Source organism: Bordetella genomosp. 5 (assembly GCF_002261315.1).
Classification (GTDB): Bacteria; Pseudomonadota; Gammaproteobacteria; order Burkholderiales; family Burkholderiaceae_B; genus Bordetella.
This window is the reverse complement of record NZ_NEVP01000004.1, coordinates 235,676-254,955: the sequence shown is the minus strand read 5'-3', so window position 1 is coordinate 254,955 and position 19,280 is coordinate 235,676. Positions and strand designations below refer to the sequence as shown.

The 19,280-nt window shown below is 64.2% G+C and carries 15 protein-coding genes; 5 read left to right on the top strand and 10 right to left on the bottom strand.

Translation table 11 applies throughout. The features are described 5' to 3' along the window. The first annotated feature begins 214 nt into the window (after positions 1 to 214). The 3 genes from CAL25_RS06680 to CAL25_RS06670 all read left to right on the top strand — a co-directional run bounded on the left by CAL25_RS06680 (position 215) and on the right by CAL25_RS06670 (position 3,135). The gene (locus CAL25_RS06680) at positions 215 to 745 is read left to right on the top strand and encodes a TRAP transporter small permease (RefSeq protein ID WP_094799168.1); all 531 of its coding nucleotides are present in this window, start codon (positions 215 to 217) and stop codon (positions 743 to 745) included. Then, positions 742 to 2,040: a TRAP transporter large permease gene (locus tag CAL25_RS06675; RefSeq protein ID WP_094799167.1), complete on the top strand. Its 1,299-nt coding sequence runs from the start codon at positions 742 to 744 to the stop codon at positions 2,038 to 2,040. The genes CAL25_RS06680 and CAL25_RS06675 overlap by 4 nt, the downstream gene beginning before the upstream one ends. 69 nt (positions 2,041 to 2,109) lie before the next feature. Next, a complete protein-coding gene (locus CAL25_RS06670; RefSeq protein ID WP_094799166.1) occupies positions 2,110 to 3,135 on the top strand; it encodes a DctP family TRAP transporter solute-binding subunit in 1,026 nt (341 codons plus the stop codon). Between the two features lie 203 nt (positions 3,136 to 3,338). Here the strand turns inward: CAL25_RS06670 and greB are convergent, their stop codons facing one another. The 5 genes from greB to CAL25_RS06645 form a co-directional block, all read right to left on the bottom strand. Further along, entirely contained in the window at positions 3,339 to 3,899 is a 561-nt protein-coding gene (greB, locus tag CAL25_RS06665) for a transcription elongation factor GreB (protein WP_094799165.1), read from the bottom strand. A gap of 54 nt (positions 3,900 to 3,953) precedes the next feature. Continuing rightward, positions 3,954 to 4,799 (bottom strand): 3',5'-nucleoside bisphosphate phosphatase, encoded by an 846-nt coding sequence (locus CAL25_RS06660; RefSeq protein ID WP_094799164.1) that lies wholly within the window; start codon positions 4,797 to 4,799, stop codon positions 3,954 to 3,956. Between the two features lie 90 nt (positions 4,800 to 4,889). After that, the gene (locus tag CAL25_RS06655; RefSeq protein ID WP_094799163.1) at positions 4,890 to 5,834 is read right to left on the bottom strand and encodes an alpha/beta fold hydrolase; all 945 of its coding nucleotides are present in this window, start codon (positions 5,832 to 5,834) and stop codon (positions 4,890 to 4,892) included. A gap of 137 nt (positions 5,835 to 5,971) precedes the next feature. Beyond that, entirely contained in the window at positions 5,972 to 6,973 is a 1,002-nt protein-coding gene (locus CAL25_RS06650) for a Bug family tripartite tricarboxylate transporter substrate binding protein (RefSeq protein WP_249278974.1), read from the bottom strand. 51 nt (positions 6,974 to 7,024) lie between these two features. Further along, on the bottom strand, positions 7,025 to 8,170 hold the full coding sequence (locus tag CAL25_RS06645) for an NAD(P)/FAD-dependent oxidoreductase (protein ID WP_094799162.1): 1,146 nt from the start codon (positions 8,168 to 8,170) through the stop codon (positions 7,025 to 7,027). Positions 8,171 to 8,244: 74 nt separating this feature from the next. Here CAL25_RS06645 and CAL25_RS06640 point away from each other — a divergent pair, with 74 nt between their 5' ends. Further along, on the top strand, positions 8,245 to 9,054 hold the full coding sequence (locus tag CAL25_RS06640; protein WP_249278973.1) for a helix-turn-helix domain-containing protein: 810 nt from the start codon (positions 8,245 to 8,247) through the stop codon (positions 9,052 to 9,054). On the opposite strand, the gene CAL25_RS06635 is transcribed toward CAL25_RS06640, so the two are convergent. Next, entirely contained in the window at positions 9,041 to 9,406 is a 366-nt protein-coding gene (locus CAL25_RS06635) for a cupin domain-containing protein (protein WP_094799462.1), read from the bottom strand. The two genes, CAL25_RS06640 and CAL25_RS06635, sit on opposite strands and share 14 nt — an antisense overlap. A 51-nt stretch (positions 9,407 to 9,457) precedes the next feature. Then, entirely contained in the window at positions 9,458 to 11,914 is a 2,457-nt protein-coding gene (locus CAL25_RS06630) for a DNA internalization-related competence protein ComEC/Rec2 (protein WP_094799160.1), read from the bottom strand. A 610-nt stretch (positions 11,915 to 12,524) separates the two neighbouring features. Here CAL25_RS06630 and CAL25_RS06625 point away from each other — a divergent pair. Next, positions 12,525 to 13,391 (top strand): LysR family transcriptional regulator, encoded by an 867-nt coding sequence (locus CAL25_RS06625; RefSeq protein ID WP_212590877.1) that lies wholly within the window; start codon positions 12,525 to 12,527, stop codon positions 13,389 to 13,391. A gap of 12 nt (positions 13,392 to 13,403) precedes the next feature. Here the strand turns inward: CAL25_RS06625 and CAL25_RS06620 are convergent, their stop codons facing one another. The 3 genes from CAL25_RS06620 to CAL25_RS06610 all read right to left on the bottom strand — a co-directional run bounded on the left by CAL25_RS06620 (position 13,404) and on the right by CAL25_RS06610 (position 19,262). After that, entirely contained in the window at positions 13,404 to 16,550 is a 3,147-nt protein-coding gene (locus CAL25_RS06620; RefSeq protein WP_094799158.1) for an efflux RND transporter permease subunit, read from the bottom strand. A gap of 26 nt (positions 16,551 to 16,576) precedes the next feature. Then, the gene (locus CAL25_RS06615) at positions 16,577 to 17,779 is read right to left on the bottom strand and encodes an efflux RND transporter periplasmic adaptor subunit (RefSeq protein WP_249278972.1); all 1,203 of its coding nucleotides are present in this window, start codon (positions 17,777 to 17,779) and stop codon (positions 16,577 to 16,579) included. 208 nt (positions 17,780 to 17,987) lie between these two features. Continuing rightward, entirely contained in the window at positions 17,988 to 19,262 is a 1,275-nt protein-coding gene (locus tag CAL25_RS06610; protein ID WP_094799157.1) for an FG-GAP repeat domain-containing protein, read from the bottom strand. Between the last annotated feature and the right edge of the window lie 18 nt (positions 19,263 to 19,280).

Genomic DNA, 19,280 nt, shown 5'->3' with positions numbered 1-19,280 from the left:
GCGCCCCGTGAAGTTCTCCCATGACAACGAGCGAAGCGCGCCGCCCCGCCGCCGCGGGCAATGTCCGAAAGTCGGCGCGGGACCGGGTTTTCTTGCTGCCACGCAGCATGTTGCAGCGCGCCCCACCCGCGGGAAAACACGAGCTATCGCCCGTCCGGGCCGGCGGTAGGATGCACCGTCCCTTCTTTACCAGCCGTCCCATACGCTGTTTGCGATGCAACGCTCCGACGCTCCCGACGAACCCGTCGAACCCATCATCGCCCCCGAGCCCGACCCCGCCGTGAAGGTGCCGCTGGCCTTCGAGGACTGGCTCGCCGTGATCCTGCTGGCGCTGCTCGCCCTGATCACCTTCGGCAATGTGCTGGTGCGCTACTTCACCGATCAGTCATTCGCCTGGACCGAAGAGATTTCCGTGTTTCTGCTGATCGTGCTGACGATGGCCGGCGGCAGTATTGCTTTCGTCCGCAACCATCACATCCGCATCGAGATCCTGGCCGACAACGGCTCGGCCCGGCGTCAGCGCGTGATGGGCCTGATCGCCAACGGCTGCGTGCTGGCCTTCTTCGCCCTGCTCACCGTGCTGTCCGCCCGGCTGGTATGGGATGAGTACCGCTTCGAAGAAACCTCGCCCGCGATCGGCCTGCCGACGTGGTGGTATTCGATCTGGCTGCCGCTGATGGCCGCGGTGATCACGCTGCGGGTGCTCGGCATCGTGATCCGGCTGGCGCGAGGACAGGCCAAATGATCGTCACGCTGCTGTTCGTGATCTTCATCGCGCTGATGGTGATCGGCGTGCCGGTCGGCGTGGCGCTGGGCCTGGCCGGCACCGTGGCCATCGCGCTGGCCAACCAGGACGTGCCGTGGTTCGGCCTGCTGGCCGTGCCGCAGAACTTCTACGCCGGGCTGGCCAAGTATCCGCTGCTGGCCATTCCGATGTTCGTGCTGGTGGGCTCGATCTTCGATCGCTCCGGCGTGGCCAAGCGGCTGGTGAACTTCGCGATCGCCATCGTCGGACGCGGCCCTGGCATGCTGCCGCTGGTGTCGATCCTGGTGGCGATGTTCCTGGGCGGGATCTCCGGCTCGGGCCCCGCCTGCGCGGCGGCCGTAGGCGCGGTGATGATCAGCGCCATGTCGCGCGCCGGCTATCCGCGCCCCTACTCCGCTTCGGTCGTGGCGGCGGGCGCCGCCACCGACATCCTGATTCCGCCGTCCGTGGCGTTCATCATCTACTCGGTGCTGGTGCCGGGCGCGTCGGTGCCGGCGCTGTTCGCCGCCGGCATGATTCCCGGCATCCTGGCCGGCGTGGCGCTGATCGTGCCGGCCGTGTGGCTGGCGCGCCGCCACGGCATGGGCAAGCTCGAGGCCCACCTGCCGCGCCCGCCTTTCTGGGCCAGCCTGCGCGAAGCCCTGTGGGGTCTGGCCGCGCCGGTGCTGATCCTGGGCGGCATGCGCATGGGCTGGTTCACGCCGACGGAAGCGGCGGTGGTGGCGGTGTTCTACGGCCTGTTCGTCGGCATGTGCATCCACCGCACGATCTCGGTGCGCGACCTGTTCCCGATCCTGCGCGAAGCGGCCGAGCTGTCGGCCGTGATCATGATGGTGGTGACGCTGGCCGGCATTTTCGCGTGGTCGCTGTCCACCCTGTCGGTGATCGACCCGATCACCCATGCCATCGTGAACTCCGGCCTGGGCGAGTACGGCGTGCTGGCCTTGCTGATCGCGCTGCTGATGACCGTGGGCATGTTCCTCGACGGCATCTCGATCTTCCTGATTTTCGTGCCGCTGCTGCTGCCGATCGCCAACGCCTATGGCTGGGATCCGGTGTGGTTCGGCGTGATCCTCACACTGAAGGTGGCGCTGGGCCAGTTCACCCCGCCGCTGGCCGTAAACCTGATGGTGTCGTGCCGCATTGCCCAGGTGCCGATGGAAACCACCGTGCGCTATGTGGTGTGGTTGCTGGCGGGAATGTTCATGGTGCTGTTGGCCGTGCTGGCGTTTCCGCAACTCGCGCTCTGGCTGCCGCATCGCCTGGGCTACTGATTCATCTATGAAAGACCGCGGGCGGCCCGGGCCGGCCCCAAAGAGTCGATAACTGGAGGAGAACCCATCATGAAGATCCGTCTGTTGCTCGCCGCGCTGGCCTGCGGCGCCGCCGCCCTCACCGCGCCGGCGCATGCGCAAAACTACAAGGCCGAATACAAGCTCTCCATCGTGGTGGGCACCTCGTTCCCGTGGGGCCAGGGCGCCGAGATCTGGTCCAAACTGGTGCGCGAGCGCACCGATGGCCGCATCAACATCAAGGTCTATCCGGGCACCTCGCTGGTCCAGGGCGACCAGACGCGCGAGTTCACCGCCATTCGCCAGGGCGTGATCGACATGGCCGTGGGTTCGACGATCAATTGGTCGCCGCAGGTCAAACAGCTCAACCTCTTCTCGCTGCCCTTCCTGATGCCCGACTACGCCGCGATCGACGCGCTGGTGCAGGGCGAGGTGGGCAAGGAGATGTTCAAGCACATCGAGAAGGCCGGCGTCGTGCCGCTGGCCTGGGGCGAAAACGGCTATCGCCAGCTGAGCAACTCCAAGCGTGAGATCAAGCAGCCTTCCGACATGAAGGGCATGAAGCTGCGCGTGGTGGGCTCGCCGCTGTACATCGACACCTTCACCGCGCTGGGCGCCAACCCCACCCAGATGAGCTGGGCCGATGCGCAACCCGCGCTCGCCAGCGGCGCCGTCGACGGCCAGGAAAATCCGCTGTCGATCTACACCGGCTCCAAGCTCTACACCGTGGGCCAGAAGTACCTGACGCTCTGGAACTACGTGGCCGACCCGCTCATCTTCGTGGTCAACCGCGACGTGTGGAACTCGTGGAGCGAGAAAGATCGCGAGATCGTGCGCCAGGCCGCGCTGGACGCGGGCAAGCAGGAAATCCAGATCGCCCGCAAAGGCGTGACGCCCGAGGATCCCTCGCTGCTGAAAGAGATTTCCGGCTTTGGCGTGACCGTGACCTCGCTCGACGCGGGCCAGCATGCCGCCTTCGTCGCCGCCACCAAGCCCGTTTACGACAAGTGGAAGAAGACCATCGGCGAAGACCTGGTCACGATGGCCGAGAAGTCCATCGCCGCACGCAAGAAATAAGCAGCAGCCCAAGGGGAACGGCGGCCGGCGCGTTGCGCAAGAGCCGCCAACGCAAGGAAGGGGCGTAAACCCTGCCAACGCCGCGGGCGCCAGTCACAAGCTGGCGCCCGTTTTTTTGCCGGACGCCGGCATTGCGAACCGCGCCCCCGTGGCCGCGGCAACCCACTGGGCGACCCGGATGAGACGCCGCGCGCGTGGGCCGCTCAGTCTTTGGGCTCGGGGTAGCGCACCTCGAGAATATCGAGCTCCTGCACGCCGCCCGGCGTGCGCAGCACCACGGTCTCGCCCTCGCGGGCCTTGGTGAGGGCGCGCGCCACGGGCGAGATCCAGCTGATCTTGCCCGCCAGCGGCTCCGCCTCGTCGACCCCCACGATGGTGACGGTGTACTCCTCGCCATCCTGGTCGGAGTAGTGCACGGTGGCGCCGAAAAACACCTGATCGCGGTTGGGCTGCGAGGCCGCGTCGACCACCTCGGCCACATCGAGCCGTTTGGTCAGAAAGCGCATGCGACGATCGATCTCGCGCAGGCGCTTCTTGCCATACAGATAATCGCCGTTTTCCGAGCGGTCGCCGTTGGACGCCGCCCAGGACACGATCTGCACCACCGACGGACGCTCCACGTTCATCAGGTGCGCGAGCTCGTCGCGCAGCCGGTGATAGCCCTCGGGCGTCATGTAGTTGCGCGTGCCCTTGGGCAGTGCCTGGGCCTCGGGCAGATCATCGTCGTCGTCGTTGTCCGACTCTTTGACAAAAGCCTTGTTCATACGCGATTGAATGTGACGTGGCCGGATCGCATGCGCGCGCCGGCCGGGGTTCGTTCAGAGCCAGTCGTGCCAGACCGGCTTGAGATCGGGAGGCAGGTTGGGCAGGCTGCCGAGATCGGCCTTGCTCTCGCCCAACCGGTGAAAATCGGAGCCGCGCGAGGCCAGAAAGCCATAGTGACGCGCGACCTGCGCATACTGGCGGGCTTCATCGGCGGTATGGCTGCCGGTGACCACCTCGATGCCCTCGCCGCCCAGCTGCAGGAATTCGTCGAACAGCGCCGCAAACTGCACCGGCGTGTACTTGTAGCGGCCGGGATGCGCGATTACGGCGCGGCCGCCCGCGCCCCGGATCCAGCCCACCGCCTCGGCCAGCGTTGCCCACTGCATGGGCACATGGCCCGCGCAGTCGTCGCCGAGATACTTGTTGAAGACGGTTTGCACGTCGGGGCAGAAGCCGGCGTCCACCAGATAGCGCGCAAAGTGCGTTCGGCTGATCAGTTCGGGGTTGCCGGCATACGGCAACGCGCCCTCGTAGGCGCCCGGCATGCCCATCGCGGCCAGCCGCTCGCCGATCTGCTTGGCGCGGCCCGCCCGGCCCGCGCGCGTGTGGCGCAGGCCCTCGACCAGGCCGGGGTTGGTTTCGTCGAAATTGAGGCCGACGATATGCACCGTAACCTTGCTCCAGGTGACCGAAATCTCGGCCCCCGTGAGATAGCGCAGGCCCAGCGCCTCGGCCGCGCGGCGCGCCTCGGCAATGCCGCCGACTTCGTCGTGATCCGTGAGGGCCCAGACATCGACGCCGTTGGCGCGCGCACGCCTGGCCACGTCGGCCGGCGCCATGGCGCCGTCGGAAACCGTGGAATGGCAATGCAGATCGATGTTGAGTTGGGCAGCAGTCATGCACCTATTGTAGGAGCCTGCGCGGCGGGAGGCGAGCGCGGCGGCCGTGCGGCCGCTGGCCCCGTCCCCCGGGCCGCTCGCCGGCCCCTCTCAGCCCCGCAGGAACGCCTCGACCGGCGCGATCTGCGCGTCGCTCATGAGCGTGGGCGCATGCCCGGCCTCGGGCACCTCGAGCAGACGGGCGCGCGGGTTGCGCGCCAGCATCTCCTGGGCGGTGTCGGAGGTGAGCAGGTCGGAGTGCTGGCCGCGCAGGATCAGCACCGGGCAATCCAGCGCGTCGTAGGCGTGCCACAACAAGCGCTCGCCCTCTGCATAGGCCTGCGCGCCGGCCTGAGACCCCGCCTGTAAAGCCAGGGTGGCCGAAATGGCGGGATCGTAGGCCCGGACCCAGCGCCCTTCGCCATCGCGCACATAGCCATGCTCTGCGAGCTCGCGCCACTCGTCGTCGGTGTGCGGCCCGTAGGCGGCGCACGCGATGCGGGTGGCGGCGACGGCTTCGTCGAAGGTGGCGAACGACGCCGACATACCCACGCCGCCGATGATGCGGTCGAGGGCCGGCAGCGCGAGGCGCGGGCCCACGTCGTTGAGCACCATGCGGTCGATGCGGATGTCGCGCTCGGCCGGCAACGCACCGGCGTGCGGATGCGCCGCGTGGGCGGCGCGGGCAAACGCCAGCGCGCCGGTCAGCCCCAGCCCGATCAGGCCGCCCATCGATGTGCCGACCCACGACAGGCGCGCGGGGTTGAGTCGCGCGATCAGCGTCATCATGTCGGACACGTATTGCGGCACGTTGTAGAGCGCCGGACTTGCCAGCCAGTCGGATTGGCCGCGGCCCGCGACGTCGGGGCAGATCACCCGAAAGCGATCCGCCAGCCGGCGGGCCAGGCGGTCGAAGTCGCGCCCGTTGCGCGTGAGGCCGTGCACGCACAGCAGCACGTCGCGGTTGGACGGATCGCCCCACTCCCAATAAGCCATCCGATGAAAGCCCATGGGGCTTACGCAGGTGACGACTTCCAGGCGGGGATCCAGCGACATGGGGGCTCCTGTGCGCGCGGCACGCGCCACCGGAAGTGGCGGCGCGGGCGGCATACCGCAGGCATCTTACCGCCGCGGCCAGGCTTGCGGAGTGGGCGCCGGCGGATACCGGACACCCCGACGTCCGCCCGCGTGCTTTATTGCGCCTTGATGCCGGCGCGCCTGGCGATCTCGGCGAAGCGCGGCGTTTCTTGAGCGATCACCGATGCGACGCCGGCGCCATCCATGGGCGTGGCTTCGAAACCCGTGGCCTGCAACTGCGCGCGCGTGTCCTTGTCGGCCAGCGCGGCGGCGATCGCGCGGTCCAGCTTGCTCACCACCTCGGGCGGCGTGCAGCGGGGCGTGAAGATCGCGATCCAGGTATCCATGGCCACATCGGGATAGCCGGATTCGGCCACCGTGGGCACATCGGGCAGGAAGCTGGAACGCTGCGCGGTCGTGACCGCGAGCGCCTTGATCTTGCCCGACTTGATCTGCGGCAGTGCCGCCACGACAGTGTCGAATAGGATCGGAATCTGTCCGCCGATGAGGTCGGTCATGGCGGGCGAGCTGCCCTTGTACGGAATGTGCGTCATGCGCGTACCGGCGGCTTCCTGGAACATCTCGCCGGCGAAGTGCGAGACCGTGCCGATGCCGAACGAGCCATAGGAAAACTTGTCGCCAACCTTGTTTGCGGCCGCAACCAGTCCTTTGACGTCGGAGTACGGCTCGTTGGCGTTGGCTACCAGGACGAGCGCCGCGCGGCCCACCATGCCCACCGGCTGGAAATCCTTGGCGGGATCGTAAGGCAGCTTGTCGTAGACGGCGGGATTGACCGTGAACGTGGTGCCGGAGCTCATCAGCAGCGTGTACCCGTCGCGAGGGGCCTTGGCCACATACTGCGCGCCGAGGATCGTGCCCGCGCCCGCGCGGTTTTCCACGATGATGGTCTGATTGAGCTCCTGTCCCAGCCGTTTTGCGAGGATGCGGCCCAGCACGTCGCCCGCGCCGCCCGGCGGATACGGCACGACCAGCTGGATCGGCCGCTCGGGGTAACCGGCGGCCTGCGCGGCGCCCCCCGCCATGACCAGGCCGATCGCGGCGCTGGCCGCGATGAACTTGCTGCGTTGCTTGAACATGGTGTTCCCCTTGTTGTTCATGGATGCTGCAGAAGTGGTGGGCAGTGCCGCGACGCGGCCGGCCGACGTGGCTCAGTGACCGGCGCGCAACCGGGCGGGTCGCAGCAGATCGGGGTTCACCCCTTCGCGAGCCAGCGCGTCGGACAGGCCATCGCCCAGCACCAGGCCGCTCGCCAGTTCGGACACCCCGGCGGCCGACTGAATGCCGTAACCGCCCTGCGCCGCCAGCCAGAAGAAGCCGGGCTGTACGTCGTCGTAGCCGATGACCAGATCGCCGTCGGCCACGAACGAGCGCAACCCCGCCCACACGTGCGAGGGACGGCGGATGGCCAGGGTGGTGGCGGTCTCGATGTGGTAAATGCCGGTGGCCACGTCGAGCTCCTCGGCCACCACATCGTGAGGCGCCACCGGGTCGGCATTGGCCGGCGAACCCAGCAGCTGACCCGCGTCGGGCTTGAAGTAAAAGCTCTCGTCGATGCCGACGACCGCCGGCCAGGCCGCGATCTCGGCGCCCTCGGGCGCGGCGAACGTGAACGCGCTGCGGCGGCACGGCTGCAGACCCACGGGCTGAACGCCGCAGAGCGCCGCCACCTCGTCGGCCCACGCACCCGCCGCGTTGACCAGCAGCGGCGCGCTCGCGGTCGAGCCGTCGCTCAGGCGCAGCACCCAGCCACTGTCGGCCCAGAGGGCTTCGCGCAGCTCGGCGTTGCAGCGCAGCTCGGCACCGGCTCGTCGGGCACCGCGCAGAAAGCCCTGATGCAGAGCGTGCACGTCGAGATCGCGCGCCTCGGGTTCGAACATCGCCCCGGCGGCAACCGCCTTGGGGCGCAGACAGGGCACACGCTCGAGCGCCTCGGTGGGCGTGAGGCGCCGCACATTGGCTGCCCGCGCGGATGCAGCGACGATTGCCGCGTCGAGCTCGTCACGCTGCTCCTCATTGGCGATGTAGAGGCAGCCGCGTTCGTGCAGCAGCTCGGCCTCGGTGAACCCCGTGGGCGGACGCTCGTAAAAGGCGCGGCTAGCGCGCGTGAGGGCCTGAATCTGCGCGGTGCCGTACGTTTCCATGAACATCGCGGCCGACCGGCCGGTGGAGTGATAGCCCGGCTGACTTTCGCGCTCGAGCATCAGCACGCGCCGGTGGCCGGCCAGCCGGTACGCCAGCGACGCACCCGCGATCCCCGCCCCCACAATCACCACATCAAAATCCTGCGCACGCATCGTCGGCCTCGTATTGCCTAATTTCTCGGATATGAGAATTCTCAAATATGACAAAATGGCCGTCAATGGTCACAATGGCTAAATCCCAGGTTTTGCACGGGTTTAAGGGAAAGTCCCGAGACCCTGTCCCCAACGAAACGATGCGCGCCTCCTCGCCCGCCCCGCTTTCCCCCGACATCCTCGCCGACCGCAAAAGCCTCGGCATGCGCCTGCGCGCCTTGCGCAAGACGGCCGGCCTCACGCTGCGCGAGCTGTCCGACCGGACTGGCGTGGCCTTGTCCACGCTGTCCAAGATGGAGCTGGGCCAGGTCTCGATCAGCTACGAGAAATTCGCGGCGGTAGCCCGCGCGCTCGAGGTCGACATCGGTCAATTGTTCGGGCCGGCCCAGCGCACCACCGAGGCGCCCGGGCCGCTGCGCACCACGATCGACGACGCGCCCGGTTATCACACGGGCCCGTACGACTACAAGCTTCTGGCCGCGCAGTACCCCGCTCGCACCATGACACCCATGTACGGCCGTATCCTGGCCCGCGGTCCGGAGGCGTTCGACGGCTTCGTGCGCCACGCGGGGCAGGAGTTTTTGATGGTGCTGTCGGGCGAGCTGGAGATCCGCTTCGAGACAGGCGAATCGCTGATTCTGGCCCGCAACGAGACGGCCTACTTCGATAGCGGCATCGGTCACATGTACCTCACGCGCAGCAGGACGCCCGCGGAGGTAATGGTGGTGATGAGCGATGCGGCCGGGGTCGCCGGGATCGCCGGTGTGGCCGGCGTGACCGGGGTCGCCGGGGTCGCGCCGATGCTGAAGGCCGCCCCCGAAAAACCGACGCCGCGGCGCAAGGCGAGTAAGGCGCCGCAGCGTGCCGGGCTTAAAAACGCGTGATGAAGTAAACCTTCTTCACGCGCTCGTCCACTTCCCAGTGGCCCGTGTAGCCCTCCGGCATGACGAACGCGGTGCCCGGCGTGAGCGCGTGCACGGTGCCATCGGGGTCCACGAGGCGCGCCGCGCCCTCCAGGATGTAGCCAAACTCGACATAGCCGGTCGTGTTCGACTGGAACGTGCCGGCGGAGCTCTCCCAAATTCCCGACTCGACCTTGCCTTCGCGCGCCTCGAACGCGGTCTGCGACAGAAACGCCGCGTCGCCGGTGAGCGGGCGGCGCGGCTTGCCGGCCACCGGGTTGGACATCGCGCCGGTCGGGATCAACACGGCGTGGCTGGACGAATCTGCGCTCATGACGGCATCCTGCATGATTGACGAAAGCGCAAGTGTAGCCACATCGCGCGCTCATCCGGCCGGGTCGCGATGCCAGTAGCGCCGCCCCGCCTCGCGCTGCGCCTCCACCGCCAGGCCCGCGCCGGCGGAGCGCACCGTGATCGCGCCATCGCGATCCGTGCGCCAGGCGTGCGTTTCCTGCGCGCGCCAGCGCGCGACCACCGCGGCCGTCGGATGGCCATAGCGGTTGCGGTAGCCGGCCTGGAACACCACATGTGCGGCACTGGCCGCGCGCACCAGCTCCGGACCGGACGAGGTGTTGGAGCCGTGATGCGCGGCCAGCACCAGATCGGTAGCGGGCAGCGCAGCCGCCAGCCGCGCTTCGTACTCGCGCGGAATATCACCCGGCAGCAGCACCGAATGATGGGCGCCCTCCACGCGCAGCACACAACTGCGCGCGTTGGTCGACGCGGGACCGAGCCCCGCAGGCGGATGCAGAAATGTGAAGCGCACGTCGTCCACCATCCAGGCCTGACCGGCCATGCATGGCGATACCGTCTCCGGTAACGGCGGCTCGAGGTCGCCGAACGACTCGGCACGTTGACGCAGTTGCTGGTCGCGCCAGCGGGTCAGGTCGAACGACGCATAGGCCGTGCGGACCGGCATGGCTTGCAGCAACGCCATCGCGCCGCCCACATGGTCCATGTCGGCATGCGACAGCACCAGGGTGTCCAGCGCCCGCACGCCCAACGCCCGCAACACCGGCACCACCATGCGCTCGCCGGCGTCCCAGCCATCGGGCGATAGCGGTCCCGTGTCGTAGACCATGACGTGACGCGCGGTGCGCACGATCACGGCCGTGCCTTGACCGATATCGAGCGCATGCAGCGTCCAGTCGCCAGGCGCGGGCGCCGGCGCGCGCCACAGCACCAGCGGCGCCAGCGCCGTCCAGCCCCACGCGCGGCCGGGCCACCCCGGCGCCTGCAGGGCCCACACGACGCCCGCGCATGCCGCCAATACCCACGGCCACGGCGCCGATGCCACGGCCAGGCTCGCATGCTCGTATCCCGCCATCCATTCCATCAAGGCCATGACCACCCTCGCCAGCCCGTCGGCCGGCCACGCCAGCCCCCACGCGACCGCGTCGGCCCACGGCCAGACAGCGCCTACGGCGGCGAACATCGCCACACCCAGGGCCAGCGGCGTCACCAGCATGCTCACCACCGGAATCGCGATCGCATTGGCCACGGGCGACACCAGCGACAATTGCTGCGTCCACCACGCCAACAGCGGCACCATCCCCAAGGTAATGACCGCCTGCGTCCGGCCGAACATGCGCACCCCACGCCACGCCCGCGCCAGGCGGCCCTGGGACAGCGGCTCTTGCCACACCGCCATCAGCACCGCCACCGCGCCGAACGACAGCCAGAAGCCCGGCGACAGCGGCGCCCACGGGTCGAGCACCACCACCACGGCCGCCGCCAGCGCCAGCCCGCGTCCGCGCGACAAGGGCCAGCGCAAACACACCGCCACCCCGAACGCCGCCAGCATGAAGAACGTGCGCCGCGTCGGCACGCTCCAGCCCGCCAGCAGCGAGTACGCGCCGGCCACCAGCACCGTCACCACCATGCCGACCACGCTGGCCGGCTGCCACACACAACACGCCCGGCCGCGCCACCGCAGCCGCCGCCACACCCGGCTCGCCAGCCACCCCGCCACGCCCGCCACCAGGCTCACATGCAAGCCGCTGATGCTCACGAGATGCGTGATGCCCGTGCGATTGAACAGATCCCAGTCGGACCGCGAAATCCCCGCGCCATCGCCCAGCGCCAGCGCCACCAGCAGCGGCCCCTGCCGCATCTCGCCCAGCACCGCCTGCATGCGCTCGCGCGCGACGTGCCGCAGCCGCTCCACCGCAATCGAAAAACTCGCCCACGGCATGTCGTCCACGCGCGCCGGATTACCGCGCACCGACGCCAGCATCCGCACCCCCGCCGCGAACCAACGACCCTCCTGGTCCGGCAGGAAAGGATTGAGCGCGGCATAAGGCTGCCGCACCACCAGCGTCATGTTCCAACGTTCCCCGGGCGCGGGCGTCGGCACCGGCCGGGTATCACCCGGCAGTGCACGCCACGTCACGAGCGCCTGGCGCGGCAAGCCGGGATGCCGCGGCGCATCAATCTCCGCTATGAAGCGGCGCGACCGTTCGTCGCCTTGCGTGAGCGTGAGAATGCGGGCGGAGGCGACGACGATCTGCTGCTCCAGATGCGCCGGCACAGATTGCGCGAGGCGCGGGAGCGCCTGCGCAATGGCGTTGAGCGTGCCGAGCGCGATACCCAGGCAGCACGCGATGACGAGCCCCAAGATGGCGCCGTGCCGGCTCACGCGCGGCCTCGTGCGCAGGCACGCCAGCAACGCGGCCGCGACCAGCGCCCCGGCGGCGAGTGCCCCGGCATGCCAGAGCGACGCCTGCACCTGCACGATCCCGGCGCCCGCCACCAGCCCCACCATCACAGCCCTGCCCCGCATCGGCGCCTCCTTTGTCAGGAGGTCGAGGCTAGCGGGGTGGGTGGGGTTTGGGGGTGCGGTGGGAGGTTGTTGGCCTGTGGGGGATGCCGAGGGTGCGCGGGCACGGCCGCAATATGTCTGTTTTCAGCGCGAGGCTGGCGGCGAGGACGTTTTGGGAACGGACTCTACATCGATTTACTACTAATCACGGGGAGCAGGTCACCGCTGGCCAACGCCGCTCCGCGAAGCCACTGAGCGAAGAGGTTTCTTCGACGGCAAGAGTGCATACATTCAAACATGCAAATTCGTCGCTGCTCCAGCCTCCTACTGGCCGGGCCATGCCGCCTGATACAAGACCTCCAACGCAGGGGTTGTGAAGGGCCACCGTGCAAGCCGATGTTGATCAATTTACCAACCTTGGACACGTACTTAACGCTTCCTCCAGCGGGGGGGCATGACCAAGGTAAGCAGGAATGCCGCGAGCGCACTCATGAGTGAAATTGCACAAATCTTGACTATTTACCGAATCAGCGGGGCCACAATGGCATAATCATTCGTTTTTTTTCAACAATTTCGGTCCATTATGCCAGCACGACCTACAACCCGCCTATCTCGTGCGGACCTCGCTGAATTGAACACCTTTCTCGCCGTCTACAAGCTTCGCAGTTTTTCGAAGGCTGCCGTCGAGCTAGGAATTTCTACATCGGCGCTGAGCCATGCCATCCGCAATCTCGAGACGCGGCTCGGCATTCGCCTGCTCCACAGAACGACACGGACGGTAGCTCCAACCGATGCCGGTAGCTCGTTAGCTAAACGTCTCGAGATCGGGTTCGAAGAGATCGGTGGGGCGCTCGACGAGGTGAACCAACATCGCGATCGCCCAGCCGGACGGATTCGGATCAACGTTCTCAGTGATGGCGCGAGGCTTCTGATCGCCAAGCACATGCCTCAGTTTCTGAAGGCTTATCCTGAGGTTGACGTGGAGATAGCGGTCAACGACCAAATGATCGACATCGTTGCTGCGGGCTTCGACGCGGGCATTCGTTTCGGAGGTACCGTACCCGAGGATTTTGTTGCGATTAGACTTGGTCGACCTCTCAGATGGGTCGCCGTCGCGTCTCCTCGCTACATCAACCAGCACCCCCCAGTATCTACGCCAGCCGATCTGAAGAGCCAAGAATGCATCCAGATCCGAACCGGCAACGGCGTAGTCTATCGGTGGGAATTCGAGCAAGGTCAAGAGCGCGTAGCTGTAGAAGTGCCTGGCCAGCTTTGTGTCAACGAAACGACGCTGGGCGTGGAGCTGGCTTTGAACCATGTAGGCATCTTCTACTGCCTCGAAGAGCGCGTGACCCCGTGGCTGCAGACCGGCGAGCTGCAAGTTGTGCTGCCCGACTGGTCCCCTATTGAACCCGCGTTCTACATCTATTTCCCAGGGCATCGCATGGTTCCACCGGGCCTCACCGAACTGATTGAGTTCCTGAAACGGCCCGAGTGAGTCCAGGCGGTATCACGGCAGACTGGACGCGGCTTGAGCATCGCCCGCGCGCGTCGCTTTCCGTCGTAGGGTCAACTTGCCAATCACCACGAAAAACATCGGCGTCATAAAAATTGCGAGAAACGTCGCAGTCAACATGCCGCCGATCACTCCCGTACCAATGGAGTTCTGACTAACCGATCCGGCGCCATTGCTAAGAACCAAAGGGACCACCCCGAGAATAAACGCGAGCGAGGTCATCAAAATGGGGCGCAGACGTTGTCGAGACGCCTCGATCGCCGCCTCGACAATCCCCATGCCGCTTTGCTCCAGATCTCTAGCGAACTCAACGATGAGGATGGCATTTTTCGCTGACAAGCCCACGGTTGTAAGCAAGGCGACTTGAAAAAAAACGTCGTTCTCCAGTCCTCTCATCAACGCGGCGCCGATTGCTCCCACCACACCGAGCGGAACGACCATCATGACTGAAACAGGAATTGACCAGCTCTCATAAAGCGCGGCCAAGCAAAGAAAAACGAACAAGATGGAAATGGCATAGAGGACGGGAGCCTGCGAGCCGGACTGGCGCTCCTGATAGGAGATGCCCGTCCACTCATAACCTATGCCGGCCGGGAGCTGCTCCATGAGGGCCTCCATCTCCGCCATGGCCTCACCGGTAGAGCGACCTGGCGCCGAACTTCCTTGGATCTGCACAGACGAGACGCCGTTGTAGCGTTCGAGTTTAGGCGAACCATAGATCCATTCTCCCGTGCCAAATGCACTGAACGGAACCATGTCACCTGAACTATTGCGCAGATTCCAGTCATTCAGATTCTCCGGTGTCATCCGCCACTGCGGATCCGCCTGCACGTAGACTCTTTTGACCCGGTTATCCCTATCGAGGAAGTTGTTGACGTAAGCCGAACCCCAGGCCACTGCGAAGGCCAGGTCGATTGCCGATGCCGTAAGCCCCAAGGTGCTCGCTCGCTCACGGTCAATATTGACTTTGAACTTTGGAGTGTCTTCCAAGCCATTAGGCCTTACCTGTTGCAGCACTGAGCTTTGATTGGCAGCACGCAAGAGTTGATCTCGCGCCTGAATGAGGGCATCGTGTCCCAGCCCGGCTCGATCAACCAATTGCAGGTCAAAGCCTGAAGCGGTGCCGAGCTCGGGGATCGAGGGCGGCGTGCCAGCGGAGATCACAGCATCCTTGTAGGAAGCGAACTTAGCATTGACGCGTCGCGCCAGCGCCTGGATCTTTTGGTCATCACCGGGCCGGGCATCGTAATCCTTCATTTGGGCAAAGATGATGCCGGAACTCTGCCCGCGCCCAGCAAAGCTAAATCCGTTGACTTCCCAAGTGGATTGAACGATGTCGTTCTCCTCGTTGCGAAGATAGTTGCTGATGTCCTTGAGGACTTGAGCAGTTCGTTCCTGCGTCGCGCCCGAGGGCGTCTGCACAAGTACAAACATCGTCCCCTGATCTTCCTCGGGTAGGAACGCGGTGGGGATACGCATGAACATGACAGCGATCACGCCCAACAGCAAGACGTATAGCAGGAGCCATTCCTTTGAGCGCTTGATAACGCTCGAAACGCCACGTTGATAGTGCCGTTGGCCCATGTCAAAGGTGCGGTTGAACCAACCGAAGAAGCCCGTCTTCTTAGCGTGCCCCGGCTGAATCGGCTTGAGCAGCGTCGCACACAGTGCTGGGGTCAAGATGACGGCGACCGCCACAGACAGGAGCATAGCCACGACAATAGTGAGGGAAAACTGTCGATAGATCGCGCCTACTGAACCGCTTGCGAACGCCACTGGCACAAAGACGGCGGCCAGCACGAGTGCCACCCCGACCAGAGCTCCAGTAATCTGACCCATGGCCTTTCGCGTAGCCTCCTTCGGCCCTAAGCCTTCCTCTGCCATGACTCGTTCAACGTTCTCCACGACGACGATCGCGTCGTCCACCAACAAACCGATGGCAAGGACCAGACCGAACATGGAAAGCGTGTTGATCGAGAACCCTGCTACTGCCATCGCTGCAAAAGTTCCAAGAAGAACCACAGGCACGGCAATAGTTGGAATCAACGTCGCGCGCAAGTTTTGCAGGAAGAGATACATCACCAGGAAAACCAGGACGATGCCTTCGGCTAGCGTCTTGATCACGCCCTCAATCGAAGCATTCACAAAAGGCGTAGTGTCATAGGGATACTGTGCCACCATGCCAGCGGGGAAGAACGGCTGCATCTCGGTCACGAGCGCGCGCACGCGTTCGGCAACTTCTAACGCGTTTGCCCCTGTGGCAAGCTGAATCCCAATCGCCGCCGCCGGGCGCCCGTTGTACTCGGTCAAGTAGTTATAGTTTTCTGCTCCGAGCCCGACTCGAGCCACGTCTCGGATCCTAACCTGCGAGCCGTCAGGGTTAACCTTCAGCAGAATATTCTCGAACTCTTGAGGAGTGCGTAGAAGCGTAGCCTCGGTGATCGTGGCTTGGAACATCTGTCCCGGCGAAGACGGGGTTCCACCGAGCGACCCGCCGGCGATCTGCACATTCTGTTCGGCGATAGCTGCCGTGACATCGGTGGCATTCAGCTTGTAGTTGCTCAGCTTCGCTGCGTCGAGCCAAACACGCATTGCAAATTGAGTGCCGAACAGCGTTACGGTTCCGACACCGTCCAGCCGACTGAGCGGATCCTGCATGTGCGCAGCCAAGTAATTGGCTAGCGCATCGCGATCCATGCTTGCGTCTTCGGACACAAATCCGATCGCAAGCAACATGTTGTTGTTCGACTTGGTGACTTCAATGCCTGACTGCTGAACGGTAGCAGGGAGTTGGGGAGTAGCAAGCTGAAGCTTGTTCTGCACTTGCACTTGCGCGATGTCTGCGTTAGTTCCAGGAGCGAACGTTAACGTGATCGAAGAAGTGCCAAAGTCATCGCTGGTAGACGACACATAGAGCAAGTTATCAATGCCGCGCATTTGCTGCTCGATAACTTGAGTCACTGTGTTCTCGACTGTGCTGGCCGAAGCGCCTGCATAGTTCGCTTGAATCTGGATTGTTGGCGGAGCGATGGTTGGATACTGCGACACGGGTAGGGAAAAGATCGCTCCGATCCCGGTGAGCATCAAAACAATTGCAAGGACCCACGCGAAAATGGGGCGATCAATGAAGAAATTTGCCATGTAGGAACGCCTGAAAGATTCGTGGCTTACGAACGGGAGTTGGTGGTGGGCCGTTCGTTGCCAGCCACGCTAGGAACCGGCGTCCTGTCATTGCTCTGCGCCGGAACGGTAACAACCTTTTCACCCGGCCGAACTTTGCTTATGCCCTGAACTACCACTCGGTCGCCCGGCTTCACGCCCGAGGTGACGATCCAACTTCCCCCATGCGTACCCGCGGTGGTCAGGATCGCTTGCGACACCCGCTCGTCTTGACCGACGACCAGCGCGATCGGACGGCCTGCTTGGTCATGCGTGATCGCCGTCTGCGGGATCAGCATGGCAGATTCGTTTATGCCCTCGAGCACTTGAGCGCGAACGAACATCCCAGGCAGCAATGTCCGACTTTCATTGGCGAACACTGCCCGAACCGTTACGGAACCTGTGCTTTGGTCCACGGTGAAGTCGGACACCTCAAGTTCGCCCAGCTCTTGGAACGCTTGACCGTTCTCGAGCGTGAGCCTCACCGCCGCGGAGTGTCCGTTCTTCGAGCGAATGAGGCCCGCATCACGGTCGACATTCATCTGCAGTCGTTCAGCGGTCGACTGTGTCAGGTCTACATACATGGGTTGCAGCTGCTGCACCGTCGCCATCAGCGTCGCATCGTTCGATCTGACGTATGCACCTGCCGTCACCTCCGACATGCCAATACGTCCGTCGATCGGTGAACGAACGTCGGTGTACCCAAGATTAATTTCTGCTAAATCGACCTCCGCCTTAGCTGCTGCCACGTCTGCGGCGGCCTGCCCCCGCGCCGCGACGGCGTCGTCATAGCTTTGACGACTAACGGCGTTACTTCCTACCAGGTTACGCAGGCGTCGCGCCTTTTCGTTTAGAGCAACAAGGTTTGCTTGTGCGCGGGCAAGGCTAGCCTTCGCGCTGTTGAGCGCAGCGACGTATGGAGCTGGGTCGATCTTGTATAGCAGTTGGCCAGACTTGACCTCCGATCCCTCCACAAACTCCCGGCGCAAGACAATCCCGTCTACGCGAGCGCGAACCTGAGCAACAAGAAATGGGGAGGTTCGTCCACTCAGGCTGCTGTGCACCGGCACCGGCGCAGTTGCGACGTCCATGACCCCCACCTCGACGACAGGGGTAAGAACGATCGGATCTGACTTCTCACATCCGGCGAGAATCATCGCGGCCACAAGAGACCAGGAGATTCGCGAGATTTGTTCGTAAGGAAAGCGCATTAGGCACCTCGGATGAAGACAAGCGACTCAAAGCTTCGTAGGTTCGACGGGCGCAACGAGGCCTTCGCAGTCAGAACGCCAAAAGGCGGTGTCCTACGAAGCTCAGAGTCGGGTGAGAAAGGACGGCGCGCGCAGCGATCAAGGCGCGCCGTAACCAGGGCTTGATCGACCGCGCGCCCGCGGCAGCGGAGCGCGGTCGATACTTCGGTCAGCGGCCCTGGACGATGTAAGGTGTCGGCTGCAGCGGCGTAGGCTTGGCGACCGAGGTGTTGGTCAATAGCAATCGGGCTTGTGAACGCCAGCCCCCGATAAAGATGTCATCCTTCTTATCGCCATCCAGATCGCCCTTGGCCATGCTCCAGCTTCGCCCAACGGTATATCCGGGGACGACTGCTAGCGTATCGTCAGTGAACTTTCCCGTACCATCGTTCGTCCACGCGCGCACTTGAAGAGGTACAAAGCCGGGAACTTGAATCGCGCTAACCAACACGTCAGGGGCACCGTCTTCGTTGTAGTCAACGACCATCCCGCCCCAACTCGAGAACGTGTGGGCCGGCAGCCGCTGCTCCGTCTCGTCACGGAAGCTACCCTTGCCATCGTTGATCAACAGACGCGTTTGCGGGTCCTTATCCCAGCCATGGTTATTGCTGGTAAGGTTGAAGAACATGATATCGGGCAGGCCATCTCGGTTGGCATCGAAGACGTGAACCTCTCTGGTCTCCAGCGGAACCTTGAGATCAAGCCTGTCCGTTGCATCCATGAACTTGCCCGTTCCATCATTGATAAATAGGCGGTTCGGCGGCTCTTGATTGGCGAGAACCATATCGAGATGGCCGTCACCGTTCATGTCTACCAACGCAATATCTTGCGTATGCGAAGCCACTCGAGGCAAGTTCGAGTCACTCACATCGATGAAATGTCCTGGTCGTTTCGGATCGTTGAGCCACAGGAAGTTGTAGGCCGGTTCCGGCTTGTCTTCTGACGTGTTCCCCACCACGATATCGGGCAGTCCATCGCCATTTACGTCGCCGACCGCTACGGCATTTCCCTGACTCATTCGAGGCAAGCGATTGGTTCGATTCACGAACCCGCCTTTGCCATCACCAAAGTAGAGCGCGTGCATCTCATCCGCCTCGGCGACGAAGATGACGTCCATGTGTCCATCCTGATTGAAGTCTCCCACCTCTACGTGTTCAGTATCACGTGGCGTCGCCTCAAAAACGTTCGGCTTCCAGGTCAGTTTCCCCTTCCCATCGTTGAGATACAGCGCATTGGGACCATGCTCCACTGCGACAATCACGTCGAGATCCCCATCCCCATCCACGTCGATCATCGCCGCATCGATCCCGTGCATATTCGGGGCCAGCGGAACATTTGTTGCGGTCACGTCCACGTAAAAGGATGAAGGGCGTTCCTGCGCATAGGATTGGGCTGAAAGAGTGGCGAGCACGATTGCCGTCGCTGCTTTTAGTCGGAGCTTCATATATCAATCCTTATTCAA